Consider the following 22,626-nt stretch of genomic DNA (forward strand, 5'->3'; position numbering starts at 1 on the left):
GTGTCTCCTTGCGAACGACGCTCAGCGAACCGCCGCGTCGATCTGCGGCACGAGTGCTGCAAATACTTGCGATAACGTCGTCGTGCCGAAGCGCCGCTCGCCGACATCCGCTTCGACGTCGATGCGGCCCGCGTTGTGCGCATCGTACAGATCGGCGATCAGGCGCGCATGAAGTTCGCCGAGTCCCGAGCGCTGAAGCACGGCATTCCAGTCGTCGCGCGGCACTTCGTGCGCAGTGACGGCGTGCCCTGATACCTCGCTGATCGTGCGGGCCACGTCCAGCACACTGACGCGTTGCTGGCTTTCGACACTCACTACGCGCGGTGAAACTCGCGAAACCCGCACGTCAGCATCGAGTAGCAATCTCGCTGCAACAATGCCCACATCCTGTGCAGCCACCGTCGGAAAGCGCTTGTCCAACGGATGATGCAGACTCGGCAGCACGCCCCTGGCAAGCGCCATCGGCAATACGCGGGCCCAGTTATGCATGTGTTCGGCGGAACGTAGAAACGTCAGCTGCGCGTCGACCGTGCGGAGTTGCGTTTCCAGATAATGGAACAGCATCGTAATGCCCGTGCCGCTCGCGTGTTCAGCGCCGTAATCGGACAGCGCCAGCACGTGATCCGGCGGATCGGCGCGCAACGCGGTGACGCACGCGTCGATCATGCTTCGCATCGCGGCGGCCGGATCCGCGTGATGATGCGGCAGCGGACACAGTAACTGCACCGCCTGCGCACCGCGAATTGCCCGCGCCACTGATTCCGCGTCGAACAGATCGACCACCACCGTCTCACAGCCGATTTCATCAAGCGCTCCACGCTGCTTTTCATGACGAACTGCCGCCCGCACATCACGTCCCGCGCGACGCAAAGCCGCTGCGGCCGCTGTCCCCACATTTCCCGCTGCACCCAGAATCACGTACACGTTTAGCTCCTTTCGACGATGACCCGCATGACGTCATCTTAGGAACGCGGCAATAAAGAAACGCGCAGGTAAAGATGGCGATGCGCAGATTCGGATGACTGTTTTTCCTGCGGCGCCGAATGCGCAACATCGGCGATACGCTCAGCGGCCACCGTCCATTGAGTCATCCCGTAGCGCCAGGCAAAGCCGCGAAAAACGCAGCACAATGGACGGACGCGAAACACGCCCGCCATGCCGTCCTTCACGAGGTAAGCCGATGAACGCCGTGACTCCTTTATTGCAACCGCACAGCGGCGCACGTGTCACCGTGCGCTCCAGCAAAACGCTCGGCTGGCGGGGCTTCGGCGCGGAGCTGGTGAACGTGTCGGCGGGCTTGCACAAAATGCCCGCGTTCAACTATCACCGGGTCGGCGTGCATGTGGGTGCGCCGGTCAGGGCGCGTTGCCTGTGCAACGAGCGGCGTCACTCGCGGATTCAGGCGCACGGCGACGCCGACGTGATTCCCGCAGGACTCGACGGGCAATGGAGCGACGAAGCGGCGTGCACGATTTTCAGCGTGTGGATCGGCGAGGATTTTGCGAAGCAGACCATCGCGCAACTGGCGCTGAGTTCCGCCGATGCGCAGCTTCGTCCGCAGTTCCAGATGCGCGATCCGCGCTTTCAGCATCTCGCATGGGCGCTACATGCCGAACTCGAAGCCGACGATGCATCCGATCCGCTCTACGCCGAAAGTCTGTGTACGGCGATGGTGGTGCGGCTGATCGGCGGAGCTCCGGCGTTAGAGAAGACTCGTGGCAGGCTTGCGCCGAAAACGGCGGCACGGGTGATCGAATTTATCGAAGCGCATCTGGACCAGCGTCTCACGTTGAGCGAACTGGCCGCGCTGGCTGACTTGAGCGTGCCGCATTTCAAGGCGCTGTTTCGCGAGACGCTCGGCGTGCCAGTGCATCGGTACGTGCTGCAGCGGAGGGTGGAGCGGGCGAAGACCTTGTTGCTGCAAGGCCGGTTCAACGCGAGCCAGATCGCGCTGGAGACGGGCTTTGCGCATCAAAGCCACATGGCGCACTGGATGGGGCGTTTGCTCGGCGTTACGCCGCGCGAGTTGCGCTTTACGCGTGCGGGCGAGATGCCGAATGACGCATCGCGTGAAAGCGGCGGCGATCCGGTCACGGGGCCATAAACCGCCTGCACGCGATGTGCGGTGTGCCCCGCGCCTGAACGGCATATCAACGTCAACCTGCGCCGCTATTTCCCGCACGGCCATACAGCGCGGCAGCAATCAACCCGGCGTGGCCCCGGTCAACTGCGAATAGACATCGTGCGCAAGCTGCAGCAATTGCTTGCGCTCGATCCCACCCGACACCGCATATCCGAAGTCTCCGTCGATCCAGTAAAACACGTTCACCGGGCCGTCCTGATACAGCTTGAACGCCGTGGTATTCGAGTTCACCTGACGACGCGAAATGCACAGCGTCACGCGTTCGCCGTTCGGCCCGCGATACATGAACTGCGCGGTCGGTCCATCCGCGCCTGGCAGCAGACGGCCGCCCGACAGATTGAAGCCGCTTTTCGACAGCATCGGCGGATGCACGTTGGTGCCAAGCTTGTCCGCGAGCCATTGGACGAAATCCTGTTCCTGATCGTCCGCGCTCATTGCGCTCGGGCGCTCGACCGTGGGCATATAAACCACGTGCGCGACCGCTGCCTGCCGCGCGAACAATTCCGGGCTCTCCGCGCTGACGGGCCGCGTGTTCGAATCGCGCGAGCTTTGCAGATGCCCGCTCGCCACCGGCGCAATCACGTCCTGTCCCATATGCGTGCCCACGCCGATACCGATCCCCATCACCAGCGCTGCCGCCATCCCCGCGAATTGCGGCCAGTTCGCGGCAATCCGCCAACGTCGCGAAGGCAACGGCGATGGCGGCGATTGAGACGGTCTGGGCGACGACTGCACCTCGGCCTCAGCCGCCGCTGCCTGCAAACGCTTGGGCACCGGCTCGTTCAGCACGCGGTCATAGCGCTCATGAAACATGTTGTTCAGCGAGAAAAAATCGCTGACGCGCGCGGCCATCTCGGGGTTGTGTTCGAGCGCGCGCTCCACGTCGGCACGGCGTTCGTCGGACAGCGTGCCGTCCACGTACGCATGCAGATCTTCTTCGCCAATCGGCGTATGTTGGTCGCTCATCGCACCACCTGTAATTTCGCACCGGGCTGCGCGCCCGCCATCAATGCCCGAAGCCGTTCGCGTCCGCGTGAAAGCCGCGACATGACCGTGCCGATCGGAATGTTCAGCGCGAGCGCCACGTCGGCGTAACTCATTTCTTCGAGGCCCACCAGCAGCACCACTTCGCGCTGTTCCATCGGCAGACGCTGCAACGCGTAGTCGAGGTCGCGCATTTCCAGTGAGCGGGTCTGGTCGGACGGCACCGCGAATTCGCTTTCGGCGACGCTGTCGTCGTCGACGGCGACATGGACCGCGCGCGTGGACGCCTTGCGTGCCTGGTTGGCGAACACGTTGTGCATGATCGTGAACAGCCACGCCCGCAGATCGGTGCCGGGCTGGAACATGTCGGTGCGGCCGAGCGCGCGTTCGAGCGTGTCCTGCACCAGATCGTCGGCGAGATCGCGATTGTTGATCAGCGCTCGTGCATAGCGCCGCAAACGCGGCACATGATCCATCAACTCGTCACGGACGTCCATTTTTCATCCCGTTCGAGGGGCTTTGCGCGGGCATCGGGCCGGCGGTCGACCGGGAAAGTGTCCGCGAAGGCACACAGGCCGTCGGACAGGCTGGAACGGCTGACACGCGTGCGCGCATTTTATTCCTCCGGTTTGCCGGGAGCCGCGCAAAAGCGCAATTCGTATGGGGCTTCATGGCGTGGTCAGTACGTCGGCGGCGCGCATCAAACCGTGGGTGCGGGCGTCGCCGGCCACCACGAAGCGCTGGCGCTGCGCGGTCCACGTCAACAGCCTGATTGCGTCGATGCGCCGCGCCGACCACTGAGGTTGCGCGGGCGCGAGCAGGGCGAGTGTCGAGATCACCACCACCGGCAGGTTGTCGCCATTCAGATAGACGAATTCGGTGGCGCGCTGAAAGTAGCCGAGCGACAGCACCCTGCTATCGACCAGACGCAGCCCGATGGCCGCGAGGTCCGGCGCGGAAGGATCGCTGCGGGTCGGCGACGCCGCCGAGAAATGACGTGCGCCGGTTTCCGCGAGGCCCATCATCGCGGCGTTGTTGAGCGCCTGCGCGGATACCTGGGTTGCCGCCAGCCAGCCGCTCGCGGCTGCCAGCGCCAGAACGACCATGACGAGCGCGCTAAACAGCTTGCGCGCGCGCCTGGTGTTCTGCATGCGCTCGAACGCGCGGCGCACTTCGGCGAGCGGCTTCCGGCTGCCGGATTCGGGTTCGTCAGTCGTTTGAAAGGCTGCCTGGATTTGCGCGTTGAGTCTGCCGTAAAACGCGACCCGCCGCGCTTCCGCCGGGTCGCGGCCGAGATAGTCACGCAGATAGGCGGCGCGTTCCGGCGTCAGGGTGCCGTCGGCATAGGCCTGAATGTCGGCTTCCGACAGCGGCGAGGCGGGTGGGGCGTGGGTCGAGGTCATGGCATTGGGTGCATCGAGTGGCGGCTGTTGATGGGCGAACACCGGCACGCGCGGTTTATTCCATCCATTCGTAAAAGCATTTTTCTAGTTGCAAATGTGTGCCGGAAACCACGCGCAAACCGATCTTCACACGACTTTATTCCCACTTCGGAATTTGTTTTTGCAGCGCCATCCAAGCAGGAATAAACGCGATGAGGCCGTGGTTCTCCCTGATGCGAACCCGCACAACACTCTCTGGAGTTCATCATGAAGAAGATCGCTTTTGCTGTTATCGCCGCGTCGTCCGTGGTTGTTTTCGCGGCTTCGTCGAACGTCTTTGCCGAGGGAAAAACACGCGCCGAGGTTTATCAGGAATTGATCCAGGCTCAGCAGGACGGGCGGGACTACATCACCGACACGTCGTATCCCGATGTCAATCCGATCTTCGCGCAGCAGGTCCAGCAGCGCAAGGACGCGCTCGCCGCGCAGGCAGCGGCCGGTCGCGTCGCGAATGATGCGTCGGCGGCGGGTGCCAATTGATGTCTGCAACAACCGGCGCACGCGTGTCACGCGCAACGACGCGGCCAACGACGCGCGCCTGTATCGATGGGAACGCTTGCGCACGATTGGGACGGCAGGGGAATAGATCGCCCGATCGTGTGTTAGCCGGTGAGTGTCTCTATCCCATCGAAGGAGTCTTCGTGACGAAACTACCCGTTCCCCGATCCCAGGCTGTCTGCGTGCCATGCCGGCTCGGCGCGATTGGCGCGGTCGTGCTGGCGCTGGCCGGCGGCTTTGCGTACACGGCAGGCTGGCTAACACCGAAACGCCTGACCACCGCGCGCATCGTCAACACGTTCGAAGCAGTGGCCGGTCAACACCCCGGCTATCGGCGCAATCACGCGAAGGGGTTGTGCGTCGAAGGTTATTTCGACAGTAACGGCAAGGGCGCAGTGCTCTCGAGCGCCGATGTGTTTCAACCGGGACGCACGCCGGTGACGGGACGCTTCGCGGTGCCCGGCGGCAATCCGTCTGCGCCGGATACAAGTTCGCCGGTGCGCAGTCTCGCTCTGGAATTCCAGTTGCAGAACGGCGAGCAGTGGCGCACGGGAATGAATTCGACACCGGTTTTCGCGGTGCATACGCCCGAGCAGTTCTATCAGCAGTTGCTTGCCGCGAAGCCCGATCCGTCGACGGGCAAGCCGGACCCGGCAAAACTCAAGGCCTTCTATGCGGCCAACCCCGAGACGCTGCCGTTCCAGACGTGGGTGAAAGCGCATCCGCCTTCGTCGAGTCTCGCGAATGCGGCGTACTACGGCATCAACGCATTCCGCTTCACCAATAGCGAGGGCGCGACGCATGCGGTGCGCTGGGCGATGGTGCCCGACACGCCGTATGCGCCGATCACCGACGCGCAGAAGGCCGAAAAGAATTTCCTCGCTGCCGACCTGAATCAACGCATCGCAAGTGGGCCGTTACGCTGGCATCTGATTCTGACCGTCGCGCAACCCGCCGATCCCATCGACGATGCCACGCTGCAATGGCCCGACGATCGTCAACGAATCGATGCGGGCACGCTGGTGCTGGAGCGCACGACATCGCAGGAAGACGGGACGTGCCGCGATATCAACTTCGATCCGACTATTTTGCCCACGGGCATCAAAACATCGAACGATCCTTTGCTGGCCGCGCGCTCGGCTGCGTATGCGCTGTCGTATCAGCGCCGCACCCGTGAAGAAACATTGAATCCGGCAGTCCATCAAACCCAGGCAGTCACGGCAGCCACCTCGAACGGAGCACATTCATGAAGCCGACGCGTACTCATTTCAGTCCGCTCGCGCGGTTTTTGCACTGGACGATGGCGCCGCTGATCGTCGCGATGCTGTTCATCGGCGTGGGCATGGTGGGCACCGTGTCGCGCGCGCACACCACGTTGATCGCGATCCACAAGCCGCTCGGCATCGCGTTGTTGCTGCTGGTGATATTGCGCGTGGGGGTGCGTATTACGAGCGGCAGTCCGCCGCTGCCCGACGATATGGCGACACCTCAGCGGCTCGCCGCCAAAGCGTCGCATCTCGTGCTGTACGTGTTGATGGCGGCGATGCCGCTGATCGGTTGGGCGATGCTGTCGGCGGCGGGTTATCCGGTCCGCCTGATCGGCTCGCTGTATTTGCCGCCGATCGCGCCGCACAACGTCGAACTGTTCGCAACGTTGCGCGCATTGCACACGTGGTTCGCTTTCGCGTTGTTCGCGACGGTGCTGCTGCATCTCGCCGCCGCGCTGTTTCATGGATTGATCCGGCGCGACGGCGTGTTTTCCAGCATGGCGAGAAGCGGGCGTTGATCGGGGCAAAGTCCGGGCAGCGTCCCGGCATTCTTTCGGCAGCGCGCGGTCAGCTTTTCACACGCTCCGAGCGCGGATCGTAAGGCGCCTTCAGGTGTACGGTGGCCGGCAGCAACTCGCCGGCCACATCGATTTCATAGCGGCCGCTGCGAAGATAGTCGAGGTCCGCGACGCCTTCCGGGTTGTTCACGTAGCCCATCGCGACCGGACAGCCGACCGTGTGCCCGAACGCCGCCGAACTGACGAAGCCGACCGGTTTGCCGTCGCGCAGAATCGCTTCGCCGCCCCATAGCATGCGCCCGGCTGCGCCATCGGCGGTCAGCACCACCATCCGGCGGCGCAACGGTTCATCGCGTAACTTGAGCAACGCGTTGCGTCCGCGGAATGCAATGTCCTTGTCGAGCTTGCACGCAAACGACAAACCGGCTTCGAACGGATTCGTGTCCGGCGTGAGTTCGCGGCCCCACGCGCGATAACCTTTCTCGATCCGCAACGAATCGATTGCGTAATAGCCCGCGTTGACGAGGCCGAATGCTTTGCCCGCTTCATGCAGCGTCTCGTACACGCCGGCCGCGAATTCGACCGGCACATAAAGCTCCCAGCCGAGTTCGCCGACATACGTGAGCCGCGTCGCGCGCACCGTCGCGTAGCCGAGATCGACTTCGCGGCTTTGGCCGAACGCGAACGCGTCGTTGCTCCAGTCCGCTTTCGATACGCTTTGCAGCAGCTCGCGCGAACGCGGGCCCATCACGGCAAGCACGGCATATTGGCCGGTGACGTCGACGAGCGTGCAGTGTTTGTCGCGCGGAATCGCCTTGTCGAGCATGTCGAAATCGCGCGTGGTTTGCGCGGTGCCGGTGACGAGCAGGTATTGATCGTCGGCGACGCGCGTGAGCGTGAAGTCGGACTCGTAGCCGCCGCGCTCGTTGAGCATGCCGGTGTAGACGGTGGTGCCGTTCGCGACCGCGACGTCGTTGGCGACGATCGCTTGCAGCACGTCTTCTGCGTCGCGTCCCTTGACGAGAAATTTGGAGAACGACGTCATGTCGAACAGCGCGACGCCTTCACGACACGCGCGATGTTCGGCGCCGCTCCACGGCAGCCAGTTCTGCTGGCCGAATGCATAGTCGATTTTCGCCTGCTCGCGGGTCGGCGCGAAAAAGTTCGCGCGCTCCCAACCCATCTTGCTGCCGAAACACGCGCCGTCGTCGCGCAGCATCGAATACAGCGGTGAGCGGCGGAAAGGGCGCGCGCTGTCGAGTTCGCGATTCGGCCACGGCATCGCGTAATGCAGGCCGAGCGTTTCCTTCACGCGATCGTGCAGCCACGTGTCGTTGCCGTTGAAGCGCGCAAAGCGCCGGATATCGACCGGCCACAGGTCCATGGTCGGCTCGCCCGCGACGATCCATTCCGCGAGCGCCATGCCCGCGCCGCCCGCCGACGCGATGCCCATCGAATTGAAGCCCGCGCCGACAAAGAAGCGCCGCAGTTCGGGCGCTTCACCGAGCATGAAATTGTTATCCGGCGTGAACGACTCCGGTCCGTTGTAGAACTGCCGCACCTGCGCGGTTTCGAGAGCGGGCACGCGTTCCAGCGCGTTTTTCATCAGGATTTCGAACTGATCCCAGTCGTCGGGCAGCAGTTGAAACTCGAAATTCTCGGGGATGCCGTTCATGCCCCACGGCTTCGCGTCGGGTTCGAAGCCGCCCATCACGAGGCCGCCCACTTCTTCCTTGAAGTAGATGAAACCGTCTGGATCGCGCATCACGGGCAGGTCGGGATGCACGCCTGCAATGCGTTCGGTGACGATGTAGTAGTGCTCGGCCGAATGCAGCGGCACCGTCACGCCGCACAGGCGGCCCACGGCCTTGGCCCACTGGCCCGCGCAATTCACGACGATCTCCGCGCCGATTTCGCCTTCTTCGCCATCCTTGTTGCGCCACGCGAGGCCGCTGACTTCGCGCGCGCCGGCTGCTTTGCCGTCCTGCGTCTGGCGCGTGTGGATGGCGGTCACGCGAGTGTTTTCGACGATGCGCGCGCCGCGCATGCGGGCGCCACGGGCGAGCGCCTGGGTCAGGTCGGTCGGATTGGCCTTGCCGTCGCCGGGCAGCCAGACCGCGCCGAGCAGGTCGTCGGTGCGCATGACCGGCCACAGGTCGCCGGCTTCCTGCGGGCTGATCACGTCGCACGCCACGCCGTACGCGCGGGCGACGGCAGCGGTGCGCTTGAGTTGGGTCATCCGCTCGGCGGTGCGCGCCACCGACAGCGAGCCGCATTGCTTCCAGCCGGTCGCGAGGCCGGTGTCGGCTTCGAGTTCGGCGTAGAGCGCGGTCGAGTAGCGGATCAGCTTGGTCATGCTCTCCTGCGCGCGCAACTGGCCGACGAGTCCGGCGGCATGCCAGGTGGTGCCGCAGGACAGTTGACCCTGTTCGAGCAGCACGACATCGGTCCAACCCAATTTCGTCAGATGGTAGGCCACCGAGCAGCCAATAATGCCGCCGCCGATGATGACGACGCGAGCGTGGGTTGGAATTGGTGTGGACATATGTGGAAATTGGTGGATTAAGTCTGCGTAGATTGCCGTAAAAAGACACATTTTGCAACGCGACGCGTAGTTTGTTGTGTTCTGTGCGGTGTCATATAGCGGTCATGGTTTGAAGGCGGGGTGAGGTCTGAACCGCAGCGCGCGGCAACATGAATTGACGCAACAGAGGTACGTCGCATTTGCACGGTTCGGTCCGAGGTAATGTGGCTTTTCATGGCTAAATGTGGGAATTAGCCACGAAAAAACGCGCCTTTTGCTAGACTCAGCGAATTCCCAACCTGCGAAACCCCATGCTCTCCAACCAACGCCAGGCCGAAATCCTGCGACTCGTCCGCGAGCAGGGCACCTGCACGATCACCGATCTCGCTAGCCGGTTCGACGTGTCCGACGAAACCATCCGCCGCAATCTCAAGCCGTTGATCGCCGATGGCCTGCTGATCAAGGTCCACGGCGGCATCATGCTGCCCGAGCGGCTCGACGAGCCGCCGTTCCAGCGCCGGATGGTGGCGAGCCTCGACGGCAAACGGGCGATCGGCGCGCGCATCGCCGAACTCGTGCGGGACGGCGAGTCGCTGATCCTCGAAGGCGGCTCGACCTGCGTGCATATCGCGCAGGCGCTGGCCGCGCGTTCGCGGCTCACGGTGGTCACCAATTCGACCGAAGTCGCGCGGCTGCTCGGCTCGCGCAACGGCAATCGCGTGTTCATCGCGGGTGGCGAATTGCGGCCGGACGATTGCGCCGCGTTCGGCGACAGCGTGCTGGCCTTTGTGCGCCAGTTCCACGTGCGCTACGCGATCGTCTCGGTGACGGCGGTCGATCTGCAAGGCCGTTTCATGGATGCGCTCCCCGCCGACGCCGCCTTCGCGCTGGCCGCGTTCGCGCAGGCCGAGCAGCGCGTGGTCGCCGCCGATCGCGCGAAATTCGGCCACAGCGCGCTGGTCCACGCGTTCGGCCCGGACTCCGTAGATCTGCTGGTTACCGACGAGGCTCCCTCGGCGGCACTGTCCCGGGTTTTCGCCGAAGCCGGTGTGGAGGTGCTGACCGGCGCGTCCGCGGGCTCGAATACGCCTGCGAATCCGCCCCAACAGCCAAATTTGTCCAACGCGTAAAATGGCCGGCTACACAGGCAATCGGCGCAGGACGAAACCTTGCGGACCACGCGCGTTATCGCGCCGCCGTTCGAGATCCGCGATCAGCATGTCCAGAAACGCGCCAGCCTTTGCCGGCTAAAAACAGGAATGGACGCCGATGTCGTCAGTTTTCTTTGATCGGGAACGGATTGCGGAATGGCTGGGTGACCACACCGTCGCCAAAGCGCGCTCGGTTGGCGCGGTCACCCATGTGACGTGGCAGGGCGCGACCTTGAGCGGCGACGTGCAGGGCACGCAGGCGCATCCGTACCGGACGCGGGTGCGCTTTCGCACCGACGGCGGTTTGCCGTGGGCGCAGAGCGATTGCACCTGTCCGGTGGGCCGCGACTGCAAGCACGTTGCCGCGCTGCTGCTCGCCGAACTCGACTATCACGACGAGATGGACCACATCACGCACGTCGACCGTGATGGGAGCGGGGACGAGGACGATGACAACCTCAACGCTCCGTCGCGAACCGGCGTGGCCGATTTCGGCCAGCCGTCGCGCGATGCCACCGGGCAACGCGTGCGGCCCGAACTGGTCAGCTGGCTGGAGCGCTTTCGCGCGCGCGCCGAAGCCGCCGATGCCGACGCGCAAAAAGCCGCCACCGCGCGCACGCAGACGCTCGCGTACCGGCTGAACTGGTCCGAGTTCCACATGCGGCACGAGGTCGTGCTGTACCGCGCGCGCTGCGACCCGGACGGCGCAGTCGTCGAAGTTGGCGAAGCCTGGGCCAACGTCGAAGCCGCGCTCCTCAAACAACCCCGATTCGTTTCGGACGAAGACCTGTCGATCCTGCGCGGCCTGTGGCTCGGCCGTTCCCGCGAAGACTTCGGCCAGTTCGTCCTGCGCGGCACGAGCGGCGCGGAAATGCTGCAGAAGCTGATCGCCACCGGGCGTCTGTTCGTCGAGTTCGGACATGAAGCCGGTCGCGAAGGACCCACGCCGCTGTCGCGCGGCGCCGACCGGCCGGGCCGCATCGAGTGGGAGCCGCTCGCCGATCAGCGGCTGCGGCCGGTGCTGTGCACCGAGCCGCGCGCCAGCATGGTTCTGCCGACCGAGCCGGTCTGGTACGTCGACGGCGTCGCGAACGAGGCGGGTCTGGTCGAGTCGTCGCTGCCGTTCCAGCAATTGCCCGATTACCTCGCGATGCCGCCGATCTCGCTCGCCGAAGCGCCGCTGGTTGCGTCCGTGCTGCGCGAGATCGCGCCCGGCCTGCCGTTGCCGCCCACGCACGACGCGTCCGCGATTCGCGCGATCGACGTCGATCCGGTGCCGGTGCTCGCGCTGAACAGCCACGCGTTGCCGGCGCGAGCCGGGCAGCGCCGAACCGAGGCGGTCGAACTGGCCGGCGTGAGTTTCGACTACGACGGCGTCAGCATCAACGTGGATAGCAGTGTCACGCTGGTGCCGATGCCGGGCGGTGACGTGATTCATATCCGCCGGCGTTACGAGGTCGAGAAAAAGCGCCTGCTCGAACTGCGCAAGACCGGTTTGCAGAAGGTGCCGACCAGCCGGGTCTACGCGTCGCGGCTCCTGCCCGACACGATGCTCGGTCTGCCCGATGCCGACGCGTGGTCCGCGTTCGTCAACGACGCCGTGCCGGAACTCGTCGCGAAGGGCTGGCGCGTGCAGATGGCGGCCGAATTCCGCTACAACGTGATCGAGATCGACGCGATCGACGGCACCGCGCATCAGGCGGGCGACGGCTGGTTCGACCTCGAAATGGGCATTCAGATCGGCGATCGCAAAGTGCGGCTCGAACCGCTGCTCGCCGATCTGTTCCGGCGCGACCGGCGCTGGTTGAGCGGCGCGCTGGAGTCGATCGCCGACAGCGAGCCGATCGAGTTGAAAACCGACGAGAACAAGCGGCTGCGTTTGCGCGCCGACCGGTTGAAGCCGGTTGTCCGCGTGCTGGTCGATCTGTTCGACTCGCTCGGCGGCACGCTGGCCGACGGTGCGCCGCTGCGGATTCCTGCCGTCGACGCCGGCCGGCTCGACGCGCTGGATGGCACCGGCCGCTGGCAATTTCGCGGCGACGATTCGATCCGTCAGCTTGCCCGGCGCCTGCAGGCGGGGCCGGGTCTGCGCGAAGTGCCGGTGCCTGCGGGGCTCGTGGCGGAACTGCGGACCTATCAGCATCAGGGCCTCAACTGGATGCAGTTCCTGCGCGAACAGGGTCTCGCCGGTGTGCTCGCCGACGACATGGGCCTCGGCAAAACCGTGCAGACGCTCGCGCACATCCTCGCGGAGAAGGAAGCCGGACGCCTCACCCGTCCCGCGCTGATCGTCGTGCCGACTACGCTCGTGCACAACTGGCGCGAAGAAGCGCGCCGCTTCGCGCCTGGCCTGAAGGTGCTGGTGCTGAACGGCCCGCAGCGCAAGCAGCGTTTCGAGCAGATCGGCGAACACGAATTGATCCTGACTACCTACGCATTGCTGTGGCGCGATCAGAAGGTGCTGGCCGAACACGACTATCACCTGCTGATTCTCGACGAAGCGCAGTACGTGAAGAACGCCACGACCAAGGCGGCGCAAGCGATCCGTGGCTTGCGCGCGCGGCATCGGCTGTGTTTGACGGGCACGCCGCTGGAAAATCACCTCGGTGAGTTGTGGTCGCAATTCGATTTTCTGTTGCCGGGTTTTCTCGGCACCCAGAAGGATTTCACGCGACGCTGGCGCAATCCAATCGAAAAGAACGGCGACGGCGTGCGCCGTGCGTTGCTCGCGCGGCGGATTCGCCCGTTCATGCTGCGCCGTCGCAAGGACGAGGTCGCGAAGGAGTTGCCGGCCAAGACGACGATCGTCTGTTCCGTCGATCTCGAAGGCGCGCAGCGCGATCTGTACGAAACCGTGCGCACGGCGATGCAGGAGAAAGTGCGCGCGGCTGTCAGCGCGCAAGGGCTGGCGCGTAGTCACATCATCGTGCTCGATGCGTTGTTGAAGCTGCGTCAGGTGTGCTGCGATCCGCGTCTCGTGAAGACGTTGAAAGCGGGTGGTGCGGATCAGGCGTCGCTCGACACGCCACCTGGCATCGTCCCGCAACCGCGCGACAAGCCCGAAAAAGCCCCACGGGCGATGGGCTCGGCCAAGCTCGATCTGCTGCTGTCGATGTTGCCGGAGCTAATCGAAGAAGGCCGCCGCGTACTGTTGTTTTCGCAGTTCACCGGCATGTTGGCGCTGATCGCCGACGCGCTGAAAGAGGCTGCGATTCCATACGTGATCCTGACCGGCGACACTGCAGACCGCGCGACGCCGGTCGAGCGTTTTCAGCGCGGCGAGGTGCCGTTGTTCCTGATCAGCCTGAAGGCGGGCGGCGTCGGCCTGAACCTGACCGCCGCCGACACGGTGATTCACTACGACCCGTGGTGGAATCCCGCCGCCGAGAATCAGGCGACCGACCGCGCGCATCGGTTGGGACAGGACAAGCCGGTGTTCGTCTACAAGCTGATCGCGGCGGGCAGCATCGAAGAAAAGATCGTGGAATTGCAGGAGCAGAAGGCGGGGCTCGCCGACAGCATCCTGTCCGAAGACGCTGCGGGCGCCGCGAAGTTTTCCGACGACGACCTCGACGCGCTGTTCGCGCCGATGCCGGAGATCGAAAGCGGCAGATAGGCGGATCAAAAGGCAGTGGCGTACCCGTTCCACTGCCAGTGCGCCGCTGGAAATTTTCAGGAGTCGTTTCGACAGAACGCATCACGCCGATTAATCGCGTCGCTATGCATGGCTAACAATAATCGGATGAATTTATCCATAAAGCGACGGTCGATTCTGACTGGTATGAATGATCGCAACAAAAGAGTTACGTACACAAAATTAACCGCGCGCGCGATTTAAAGTCATATGTTTTCTGTAACCAATGATCCACGCGACTTTTAAAATCGGATAATCGCTTTATGCGTAATAACTACGTCGGAGCAGGTTGCAAGTGCAGTTCTTGAGTCGTGACGAGCGATTCGCGCAGTGGCTGATCTGGCTGTCACTCGCGCGGTTCGATTCCCGCGAGCGCGAGATGTTTGAGCGACGTCCCCCTGTTGGACTGACTCCATCTTTCTAAGCCAGATTAAGATAAACCGCTCCGCGCGATTGACTGGAAGCGCCGATGCATGTACCTTCCGCGCCGATTTGCGAGGATTTGACAATTTTTAAACGATTTGTTTTAAGACTATTCTTATACTGTCGTAAATTGTCAAATGACGTGTTTTGCGTAAGCACTACGCAGGTTCAGCGAGACAATGGCAGGCGGGGCCAATTGCCGTGCGAGCGGGAATAGCTGGGAGAATCGACGGGCGAGCCCAAGGGCGGCGGTCGTAGAAGGGTTTGAGGCGTTTCCGAAAAAAGCAGACCGGTTTCCACTACGGAATAATCGGCGCAATAACGACAAGAGGATTTAAGCGTCTTATAAGCATCGATTTCGATGGGACGCGGAGTGTCACTGCCATAGCGTTAAACCGGGTGAGGCAACATAGATTGCCAGCGGTGAATGTGCAGGTGGAGAGTGACGCAAGAGGGACAGCCAGCGCCGATATAAGAATCTCGAAAAATCGGCTCGCCGGCTGCTCACCAGTTACGAAGGACGACGTTGCGTTGCGGGGATTTATGAGAATAGCTGTCCTGGATGACGATTCGGCTCAGGCCGATCTTGTTTGCCAAACGCTGTCGGCGGCGGGTCACATCTGTCACCCGTACGGCGCGGGGCGCGAACTGGTGCGGCAATTGCGGCGCCAGACTTACGATCTGCTGGTGCTCGACTGGAACGTCCCCGACATGTCGGGCGAAGAAGTGCTGCGCTGGGTGCGCGAAACCGTGTCTGACCGTTTGCCGGTGCTGTTCATCACGAGCCGTGGCCGCGAAACCGATATCACGTCGATCCTGAACACCGGCGCAGACGACTACCTCGTCAAGCCGGTGTCGGGTCCGGTGCTGCTGGCGCGGGTCGGTTCGTTGCTGCGCCGCGCGTACTTTCTCAAACCGCCGGCGTCGAAAGAGGTGTTCGGCGAATTCGAATTCGACCTGGGCGCCAAGCAGGTGCAGGTGGAAGGCGCGTTGATCGCGCTGACGCAGAAGGAGTTCGAACTCGCGCTGCTGCTGTTCCAGCATCTGAGCCGGCCGCTGTCGCGCGCGCATATTCTCGACGTGATCTGGAAGCAGGCAACCGATATTCCGTCGCGCACCATGGACACCCATGTGTCGATGCTGCGCAGCAAGCTTGGGCTGCGTCCGGAGCGCGGCTACCGGCTTGCGCCGATCTATGGTTATGGCTACCGGCTGGAGCGGATCGAATCCGGCTCACCGCAGATCGTGGCAAATGATCGCCCGGAAGCGGGGGACGCGTGACGTTTTCCGTGGATGAGGCGGTGCGCGGCACGGTAAGCAGGGCGGGTAAGGTGGACAGGCGGGGTGGTCTTGCGGCGGCCTGGCTGGGGGTCACGGCCGCAGGCGTGATCGCGATGGGCTGGGCGCCGGTATCCGCGCAGGCGCAGGTTCATCCTCTGGCTCAAGCTCAATCGAAAGCCGCATACGCGCCGAAACATCGCTCCGGCTCTCAAGCTTCGAGCTATGCCTCCTACACCACGCACGACGGCGACACGCTGTACGAAATCGCGGACCGGTATCTGACCGACTCGAACGATTGGGCGTTGCTCAGCCGCCTGAATCATGTGCCCGCGCCGCGCCGCATGCCGGCTGGCATCACGCTGCTGCTGCCCGTGGTCAAGCTCAAACAGGACCCCGAATCGGCTCGCGTGATCGCGACCAGCGGACCGGTCGAGCACGCGTTCGGCAACCACGCATACGTGCCCGTCACCCAGGCCACCACGCTCGGCGAAGGCGATCGTATCCGCACCGGACCGAACGGCTTCGTCACGCTGGAATTGCCGGACGGCTCGCACGTCACGGTCGCCCACGACGGCGAACTCGATATCGGCGTATTGAGGCGCACCACGTTGACCGGCGTGAGCGACCGCATTTTCAATCTGCGACACGGCGAAGTCGAAAGCCAGGTCACGCACGCGACCCGCAAGGACGACCGCTTTCAGATCCGTTCGCCGTCGGTGGTGGCGGGTGTGCGCGGCACGCGTTTCAGGGTGGCTTACAACGGCGATGCGCAAAGCACCAACGTCGAAGTGATCGAAGGCGCGGTCGGTGTCGATCCGTCGACTCCTGGCGCAACCGGCCGCCAGCCGGCGGCTGCGTTGCCGGGCGTGCCGTTGCAGGCGTCCGCGCAACTCGTCAAGGCAAGCTTCGGCAACGTTACGCGAACTGGTGGCACGGTCGGCGAGCCGGTCGAGTTGCTGCCGCCGCCCGCGCTCGTCAAGCCAGGTCGCGTGCTGGACGGTGCGACAGTCGCGTTCGACCTCGTGCCGTCCGCGCAGGCCGTGGGCTATCGCGTGCAGATTGCGCGCGACGCCGACCAGCTCGACCTGATCCGCGACCTGCGCGTCGGCGAGCCGCATGCGGATATCGGCGATCTGCCCGACGGCACGTATTTCGTCCGCCTCTTCGCAACGGATAGCCGCGGTCTCGACGGATTGCCGCAGGTGTACGCGTTCGAGCGTCGCCGGTTCGATCTGTCCGCGTCGGCGACACAGCGCGCGGGCAGCCGCGACTACGAGTTCCGCTGGCTGGTCGGCCGCACCGATGTCGAAACGCGTTTCCGGTTCGTGCTCGGCACGACGGCCGATCTGCTGCATCCGATCGTCGATCGCACGGACCTGGCGGACGGCCAACTGGTCGTCAGCGATCTGCCGGCCGGCGTGTATTACTGGACCATCGTCGGCGAGCAGTTCGACAATGGGCGCTTCTACGAGACCAGCAGCCCGATCCGGTCGTTTACGCTCGCCCACTGACATCCGTCCCTTTACGCTGATAGATTCACGGGACCGACGTTCATCCCGGATTCGCCGGCGCCGCTCGCTGGCTTTGACACACACATCCATTGCCGACTAACTCCACGCGCCTGAGCCTCGATCCGCGCGCCCGTCTCGGACGGCGCGCCGGCCGGCGTTTCCTGATCGAATGGATGGCGATCGGGTGTCTCGGCATTGCGGTGATTCTGTTCTGCTCGCTCGGCCGCTTGAGCGCGAGCGTCGACCATCTGGTCTACGACCGCTTCCTGAGCCTGCGTGCGCAACCGTTGCGGCCCGATATCGTCGTCATCGAAATCGACAATGCGAGCGTCGTGCAACTCGGCCGTTGGCCGTGGCCGCGCAGTGTCCATGCGAGGTTGCTCGAACAGCTTGCCAAAGCCAAACCGGCGGCGGTCATTTACGACGTGCTGTTCACCGAAACCAATGCCGAAGACGCCGAACTTGCGCGGGCCGTGGCGCTGAGTCCGACTTATCTGCCGGTGCTGCTCACGTCGCCCGACAGCGCCGGGCGGCGTACGGTGGTCGAACCTGTCACGCCGCTCGCTCACGCGGCCGCCGGTCTTGGTCACATCAATTTCGAAGTGGATAGCGATGGCATCGTGCGCAGCGTCGCGCAATTCGAGGGCGACGCGGACTCGCGCTGGCCGCAACTGATGCTGTCGGCCGCGCGCTCAGTCGGGCGCGGCGCGACGCAGCCCGGGGCCGCGAATCCGGCCACAGCCCGCCTCGCCACCGACGACGGCGGCGAAGGCCGTTTCCTGATCCCGTTCGGCCCGAACGCGGAAAACTTCACGAAGCTGAGTTTCGCGAGCGTGCTCGACGGCGACGTACCCGCCGACCAGTTGCGCGGCCGCATCGTGCTGATCGGCGTGACCGCGTCCGGTTTGTACGACCGCTTTGCGACGCCGGTTTCGGGCGACCTTGGGCCGTTACCCGGCGTGTACATCCACGCCAATGTGCTCAATACGCTGCTGTCCAGCCGACAGATCGAACCGGTCGAATCGTGGGTGCTGTTGCTGGTTTCGCTGGTGCCGCTGAGCGTTTTGCTGGCGGGATTCCTGGTGTTGTCGCCGCGTCGCTCGCTGTTGCTGACTGCGGGCCTGGGCCTCTTCGCCACGGCCGGCAGTGCCGCGTTGCTGTACGGCGCACGACTGTGGATGTCGCCGGTGCCCGCGATTCTCGGCCTGGTCGCCGTCTATCCGATCTGGAACTGGCGGCGTCTCGAAATGACGATGGCGTATCTGCGAGGCGAGTTGCAGCGCCTCGCCGACGAACCGCACCTGCTGCCGGAAACGCCGCAGCGTCGCCGGGAGTTTGGCGGCGACGTGCTGGAGCAGCATATGGCGCTGATGGCGCAGGCCGCGCAGCGCGTGCAGGACATGAAGCGCTTCGTGTGGGACAGCCTCGACAGCATGCCCGAGCCGATTCTGGTGAGCGACGTAAGCGGCGTCGTGCTGCTGTCGAACCACGCGGCCAAAGCGCATTTCGCGCGCATCGGAGCGTTGCTGCCGGATGGGCAGTCGATGAAAGACGTGCTCGGCGGGCTGACGCTCGTCAAGACGATCGACCATGACGATCCGTCCGACGCCGAACACAATCTGCTGGCACATGCGCAGTGGCCCGCGCTGCTCGATCCCGCGCGCGGCGAATTTGCCGCGCTGATGGCGCAGGGCGTCGAAGTGCGCGACGCGAGCGGGCGCGACTATCTGCTGCGCTACGCGACCTGCACCAACGTGCAAGGCGAGACGACCGGCTGGATTGCGGGTCTCGTCGATGTGTCCGCGCTGCATGCGGCCGAGCGTCAACGGGAAGACGCGTTACGGTTGCTGTCGCACGACATGCGCTCGCCGCAGGCGTCGATTCTGGCGCTGGTCGAGATCGAGCGGAGCCGCAGCGAGCCGGCGCTCGGGCAGGGGCTGCTGGAACGGATCGAGCGCTACGCACGGCGCGCGCTGACTCTCGCCGACGACTTCGTCCAACTGGCGCGTGCCGAATCGCAGGCCTATGAGCTTGAACCGGTGAATCTGACCGACCTGATGATCGACGCCAGCGACGAAGTCTGGCCGCAGGCGCAAGCGAAGCGGATTACGTTGCACACCGAGACCGGCGACGAAGGCCACGAAGGCCACGAAGGCCACGAAGGCCACTGGATCTGTGCCGATCGCTCGCTGATGGCGCGTGCGCTCGTCAACATTCTGAACAACGCGGTCAAATACAGTCCGCCGGACACGAAGGTTGTCTGCCGCGTCGCGGGGCCGCCTTCGATGGACATGCCCATGGCAGCGCGCCGTGTGACGTGCACGATCCGCGATCAGGGTTACGGCATTCCGAAGGAGCAGCAGGCGGGGTTGTTCGAACGGTTCCGGCGCTTTCACGCGACGGAGCGGCCGGAGGTCGGTGGCGCGGGACTCGGCATGGCGTTCGTCAAGACCGTGGTGACGCGTCATGGCGGCGACGTCGAGGTGGTCAGCGCGCCCGGCGAGGGCACGGCATTCACGATCCACCTGCCGGTATTCGACGATACGCAAACGGGCACGGCTATGGCCATAACACCTCGCTCATGACCCGGCAACACACTATTTATCGAGACGTGAAGATGGCGAAGAAACTTCTGATGAGCGCGGCGCTGGCCGTAGCGGTGACGGGTCTGGCGGGTTGCTCGGGGATCAGCACCGACGTGCACGCGCTCGGGCCGGCCAATTCGGCCGTGGTGTTGCGCAGCGGATCGACTTATACGATCACGCGCATGCCGTTGCAGGAAGGCAGCGCGGATCATCTGGAATTCGAGGTGCTGCTGCGCGACGAACTGGCGCGGCGTGGGTTTGTCGACCCGACGGCGGAGCAGCCCGCGCAGTATCTGCTGTCGATTGCGTACGACACGCGGCTCACGGAGATCGGCGTCGGCGTGAAGGATTGCGCGCCTCGCGACTGCGCGCTTGAGTCTGGGGCGTCGTTTTCGCTGTTCGGCTCGCGCGCGTACCGGCACTCGCTGACATTGCGGTTTTTCGACCGGGTGAGCGGCGAGCAACGCTACAAGGTCAGTGCGGTGACGGTCGATCGCAACGCCGATCCGCTACGGGCCATGCCCGCGCTCGTGAAAAGCGCGCTGGCAAAGTTTCCATTCGATGCACCGCCCGACTGGCGCGTGAAACTTCGCGTGGATCAGACAGGCAGTGCGCCCGAGGTGGTGTCGGTGAAGCCGGTACAGCGGTGATTAGCGCGACTGGCATTGGCGGGCGACGGTATGCGGTGTTGCCGCTACTCCGCCGCGTTGTCATCCTCGGGCCAGCGGTTTTCGAACACGCAATCTGCAAGAGGCATCCGGCTGGCCCAGCGTTCGGTCTCCAGCATCGGTTCGCTATAAAACCGGTCGACGTGGCCGAGACACAAGATCGCCACGGGCCGCGCGCCCTCCGGCATGTGCAGAAGTTTGCGCACGCTGTCGACGTCGAATAGCGACACCCAGCCCATCCCCAGGCCTTCCGCGCGCGCGGCCAGCCACATGTTCTGAATCGCGCACGCGACCGACGCCAGGTCCATCTCCGGCAATGTCCGGCGGCCGAAAATGTGCCGCTCGCGTCCGTCCATCAGCGCCATCACCAGCACTTCGGCGCATTCCAGCATGCCTTCCACTTTCAGCTTCATGAACTCTTCGCGACGCTTGCCGAGCGCGTCAGCGGTGGCGATCCGTTCGCTTTCGACTGTCGCGTGGAGAGCCGTGCGCAACCCGGCATCGGTGATGCGCATGATCCGCCACGGCTGCATGAAGCCCACGCTCGGCGCGTGATGCGCCGCGTCGAGCAGGCGCTGCAGCACGGCGGGATCGACCGGATCGCGGACAAAATGGCGCATGTCGCGGCGTTCGTAAATCGCGCGATAAACGGCGTCGCGCTCGGAGTCGTTAAAAGGCTTCGCCATGGAACAGGGCGGCCGTGAAGGCCGGGTTGGAGGGCCAGTAAGCATGCATATAGGTCGCCACGATCGATCCCGCGCGATACACGGCCTCGCCGGGTGCATCGCCGTGTGGCCGGGTGGCCGAGCGCAGCGGGACGAGCGGCGTGTTCAGCTTCGAGTAGTGAAACGTGTGACCGGTCAGCGGTCCATGAAGGCTGTCGATCTGCTGCATGCCGAGCGCGGCGAAGCGCTTCTGCATCGTCGCGTGACCGGGCAGCAGGCCGAGCATCGGCGTGCTGACGCCTTGTGCGTCGGTCAGTTGGTCGAGCAGGTAGAGCATGCCGCCACATTCGGCGACGACCGGTTTGCCTGACGCCGCGTGGCTTCGGATCGACGTGGCGCTGCGCAGATTGGCCGCCAGTGTTTGCGCGTGCAATTCCGGGTAGCCGCCGGGCAGATACAGCGCGTGCGTGTCGGCGGGCAGCGGTTCGTCGGCGAGCGGCGAAAAGTAGTCGACCTGCGCGCCCAGCGTTTCCAGCAACGCCAGATTCGCCGGATAGATGAACGAGAACGCGGCGTCGCGGGCGACGGCGATCCGCTTGCCGTCCAGCAGGCGCGGCAATACCTCGGGCATGTGTGCGCCGAAATCGACGGCTGGCGGCAGGGCGGTCAGTGCGGTTTGCGCGAGCGTATCGGCGGCACGGTCCAGACGCGCGTCGAGATCGTCGATCTCGGCGGCCTGATGCAGGCCGAGGTGGCGATCGGGCAACGCGATTTCGTCACTGGCCGCGATGTGGCCGCACCAGTGCAAGCCAGGCGGCAACGCTTCCTGGAGCATCTGCGCATGCCGCGCGGAACCGACGCGATTCGCCAGCACGCCGTGAAACGGCACCTCGGGCCTGAATCGCGCGAGACCGAACGCGACCGCGCCGAAAGTCTGCGCCATCGCTTTCGCCGAAATCACCGTCAGCACGGGCACGCCGAATGTCGTGGCGAGATCGGCGCTGCTCGGCGTGCCGTCGAACAACCCCATCACGCCTTCGATCAGGATCAGATCGGCTTCGGCCGCTGCCTGCGCGAGCAGCGCGCGGCAGCCTGCTTCACCGACCATCCACAGATCGAGCGACAGCACCGGCGCGCCGCTCGCGCGCGCGAGGATCATCGGATCGAGAAAATCCGGGCCGGTCTTGAAGACCCGCACGCGTCGCCCTTGCCGCGCGTGGTAGCGCGCGAGCCCCGCGGTGATCGTGGTCTTGCCTTGCCCCGACGCGGGCGCACTGATGAACAACGCAGGGCACGCCGTGGAGCGAGTGCCGCCGGGCGACGCGGACATC

At 64.3% G+C, this 22,626-nt stretch carries 18 protein-coding genes; 10 read left to right on the top strand and 8 right to left on the bottom strand.

Annotated elements, in window-relative coordinates:
* Positions 1-21 precede the first annotated feature (21 nt).
* Both BLS41_RS20920 and BLS41_RS20925 read right to left on the bottom strand, forming a co-directional pair.
* Complete coding sequence (locus BLS41_RS20920; protein ID WP_074768279.1) at positions 22-924, bottom strand: NAD(P)H-binding protein; 903 nt, start codon at positions 922-924, stop codon at positions 22-24.
* Positions 925-962: 38 nt separating this feature from the next.
* Positions 963-1,169 carry a hypothetical protein gene (locus BLS41_RS20925; RefSeq protein ID WP_143026332.1) on the bottom strand — a complete coding sequence of 69 codons (207 nt, stop codon included), beginning with the start codon at positions 1,167-1,169 and terminating at the stop codon, positions 963-965.
* An 11-nt stretch (positions 1,170-1,180) separates the two neighbouring features.
* On the opposite strand from BLS41_RS20925, the gene BLS41_RS20930 reads away from it, so the two are divergent.
* The gene (locus tag BLS41_RS20930) at positions 1,181-2,104 is read left to right on the top strand and encodes an AraC family transcriptional regulator (RefSeq protein WP_074768283.1); all 924 of its coding nucleotides are present in this window, start codon (positions 1,181-1,183) and stop codon (positions 2,102-2,104) included.
* 99 nt (positions 2,105-2,203) lie between these two features.
* Here the strand turns inward: BLS41_RS20930 and BLS41_RS20935 are convergent, their stop codons facing one another.
* The 3 genes from BLS41_RS20935 to BLS41_RS20945 form a co-directional block, all read right to left on the bottom strand.
* Entirely contained in the window at positions 2,204-3,109 is a 906-nt protein-coding gene (locus BLS41_RS20935) for an anti-sigma factor family protein (RefSeq protein ID WP_074768285.1), read from the bottom strand.
* Positions 3,106-3,624 (bottom strand): sigma-70 family RNA polymerase sigma factor, encoded by a 519-nt coding sequence (locus BLS41_RS20940; RefSeq protein ID WP_074768287.1) that lies wholly within the window; start codon positions 3,622-3,624, stop codon positions 3,106-3,108. Before BLS41_RS20940 ends, BLS41_RS20935 begins: the two co-directional genes overlap by 4 nt.
* Before the next feature lie 171 nt (positions 3,625-3,795).
* Entirely contained in the window at positions 3,796-4,530 is a 735-nt protein-coding gene (locus BLS41_RS20945) for an anti-sigma factor family protein (RefSeq protein ID WP_074771084.1), read from the bottom strand.
* Positions 4,531-4,776: 246 nt separating this feature from the next.
* Here BLS41_RS20945 and BLS41_RS20950 point away from each other — a divergent pair, with 246 nt between their 5' ends.
* The 3 genes from BLS41_RS20950 (at position 4,777) to BLS41_RS20960 (ending at position 6,853) form a co-directional block, all read left to right on the top strand.
* Positions 4,777-5,049, top strand: a complete 273-nt coding sequence (locus tag BLS41_RS20950) for a DUF4148 domain-containing protein (protein ID WP_074768289.1) — start codon at positions 4,777-4,779, stop codon at positions 5,047-5,049.
* A gap of 161 nt (positions 5,050-5,210) precedes the next feature.
* Positions 5,211-6,317, top strand: a complete 1,107-nt coding sequence (locus BLS41_RS20955) for a catalase family peroxidase (protein ID WP_074768291.1) — start codon at positions 5,211-5,213, stop codon at positions 6,315-6,317.
* A complete protein-coding gene (locus BLS41_RS20960) occupies positions 6,314-6,853 on the top strand; it encodes a cytochrome b (protein ID WP_074768293.1) in 540 nt (179 codons plus the stop codon). Before BLS41_RS20955 ends, BLS41_RS20960 begins: the two co-directional genes overlap by 4 nt.
* A gap of 49 nt (positions 6,854-6,902) precedes the next feature.
* Here BLS41_RS20960 and BLS41_RS20965 read toward each other — a convergent pair whose 3' ends face one another.
* Positions 6,903-9,398 carry a GcvT family protein gene (locus BLS41_RS20965; protein ID WP_074768295.1) on the bottom strand — a complete coding sequence of 832 codons (2,496 nt, stop codon included), beginning with the start codon at positions 9,396-9,398 and terminating at the stop codon, positions 6,903-6,905.
* Between the two features lie 290 nt (positions 9,399-9,688).
* On the opposite strand from BLS41_RS20965, the gene BLS41_RS20970 reads away from it, so the two are divergent.
* The 6 genes from BLS41_RS20970 (at position 9,689) to BLS41_RS20995 (ending at position 20,612) form a co-directional block, all read left to right on the top strand.
* Positions 9,689-10,507 carry a DeoR/GlpR family DNA-binding transcription regulator gene (locus BLS41_RS20970; protein ID WP_074768297.1) on the top strand — a complete coding sequence of 273 codons (819 nt, stop codon included), beginning with the start codon at positions 9,689-9,691 and terminating at the stop codon, positions 10,505-10,507.
* Positions 10,508-10,646: 139 nt separating this feature from the next.
* The gene (locus BLS41_RS20975) at positions 10,647-14,144 is read left to right on the top strand and encodes a DEAD/DEAH box helicase (RefSeq protein WP_074768299.1); all 3,498 of its coding nucleotides are present in this window, start codon (positions 10,647-10,649) and stop codon (positions 14,142-14,144) included.
* A 984-nt stretch (positions 14,145-15,128) separates the two neighbouring features.
* Positions 15,129-15,866, top strand: coding sequence for a response regulator transcription factor (locus BLS41_RS20980; RefSeq protein ID WP_074768301.1), 738 nt, complete (start codon positions 15,129-15,131; stop codon positions 15,864-15,866).
* The gene (locus tag BLS41_RS20985) at positions 15,863-17,377 is read left to right on the top strand and encodes a FecR family protein (RefSeq protein WP_436972015.1); all 1,515 of its coding nucleotides are present in this window, start codon (positions 15,863-15,865) and stop codon (positions 17,375-17,377) included. Before BLS41_RS20980 ends, BLS41_RS20985 begins: the two co-directional genes overlap by 4 nt.
* 89 nt (positions 17,378-17,466) lie before the next feature.
* A complete protein-coding gene (locus tag BLS41_RS20990) occupies positions 17,467-19,962 on the top strand; it encodes a CHASE2 domain-containing protein (protein WP_074768303.1) in 2,496 nt (831 codons plus the stop codon).
* 32 nt (positions 19,963-19,994) lie between these two features.
* The gene (locus tag BLS41_RS20995) at positions 19,995-20,612 is read left to right on the top strand and encodes a DUF4136 domain-containing protein (protein ID WP_074768305.1); all 618 of its coding nucleotides are present in this window, start codon (positions 19,995-19,997) and stop codon (positions 20,610-20,612) included.
* Positions 20,613-20,656: 44 nt separating this feature from the next.
* On the opposite strand, the gene bluB is transcribed toward BLS41_RS20995, so the two are convergent.
* Positions 20,657-21,316 (bottom strand): 5,6-dimethylbenzimidazole synthase, encoded by a 660-nt coding sequence (gene bluB, locus BLS41_RS21000; RefSeq protein ID WP_074768307.1) that lies wholly within the window; start codon positions 21,314-21,316, stop codon positions 20,657-20,659.
* Entirely contained in the window at positions 21,300-22,625 is a 1,326-nt protein-coding gene (locus BLS41_RS21005) for a cobyrinic acid a,c-diamide synthase CobB (RefSeq protein ID WP_074768309.1), read from the bottom strand. Before BLS41_RS21005 ends, bluB begins: the two co-directional genes overlap by 17 nt.
* Between the last annotated feature and the right edge of the window lies 1 nt (position 22,626).

It is taken from the genome of Paraburkholderia fungorum (assembly GCF_900099835.1).
GTDB lineage: Bacteria > Pseudomonadota > Gammaproteobacteria > Burkholderiales > Burkholderiaceae > Paraburkholderia > Paraburkholderia fungorum_A.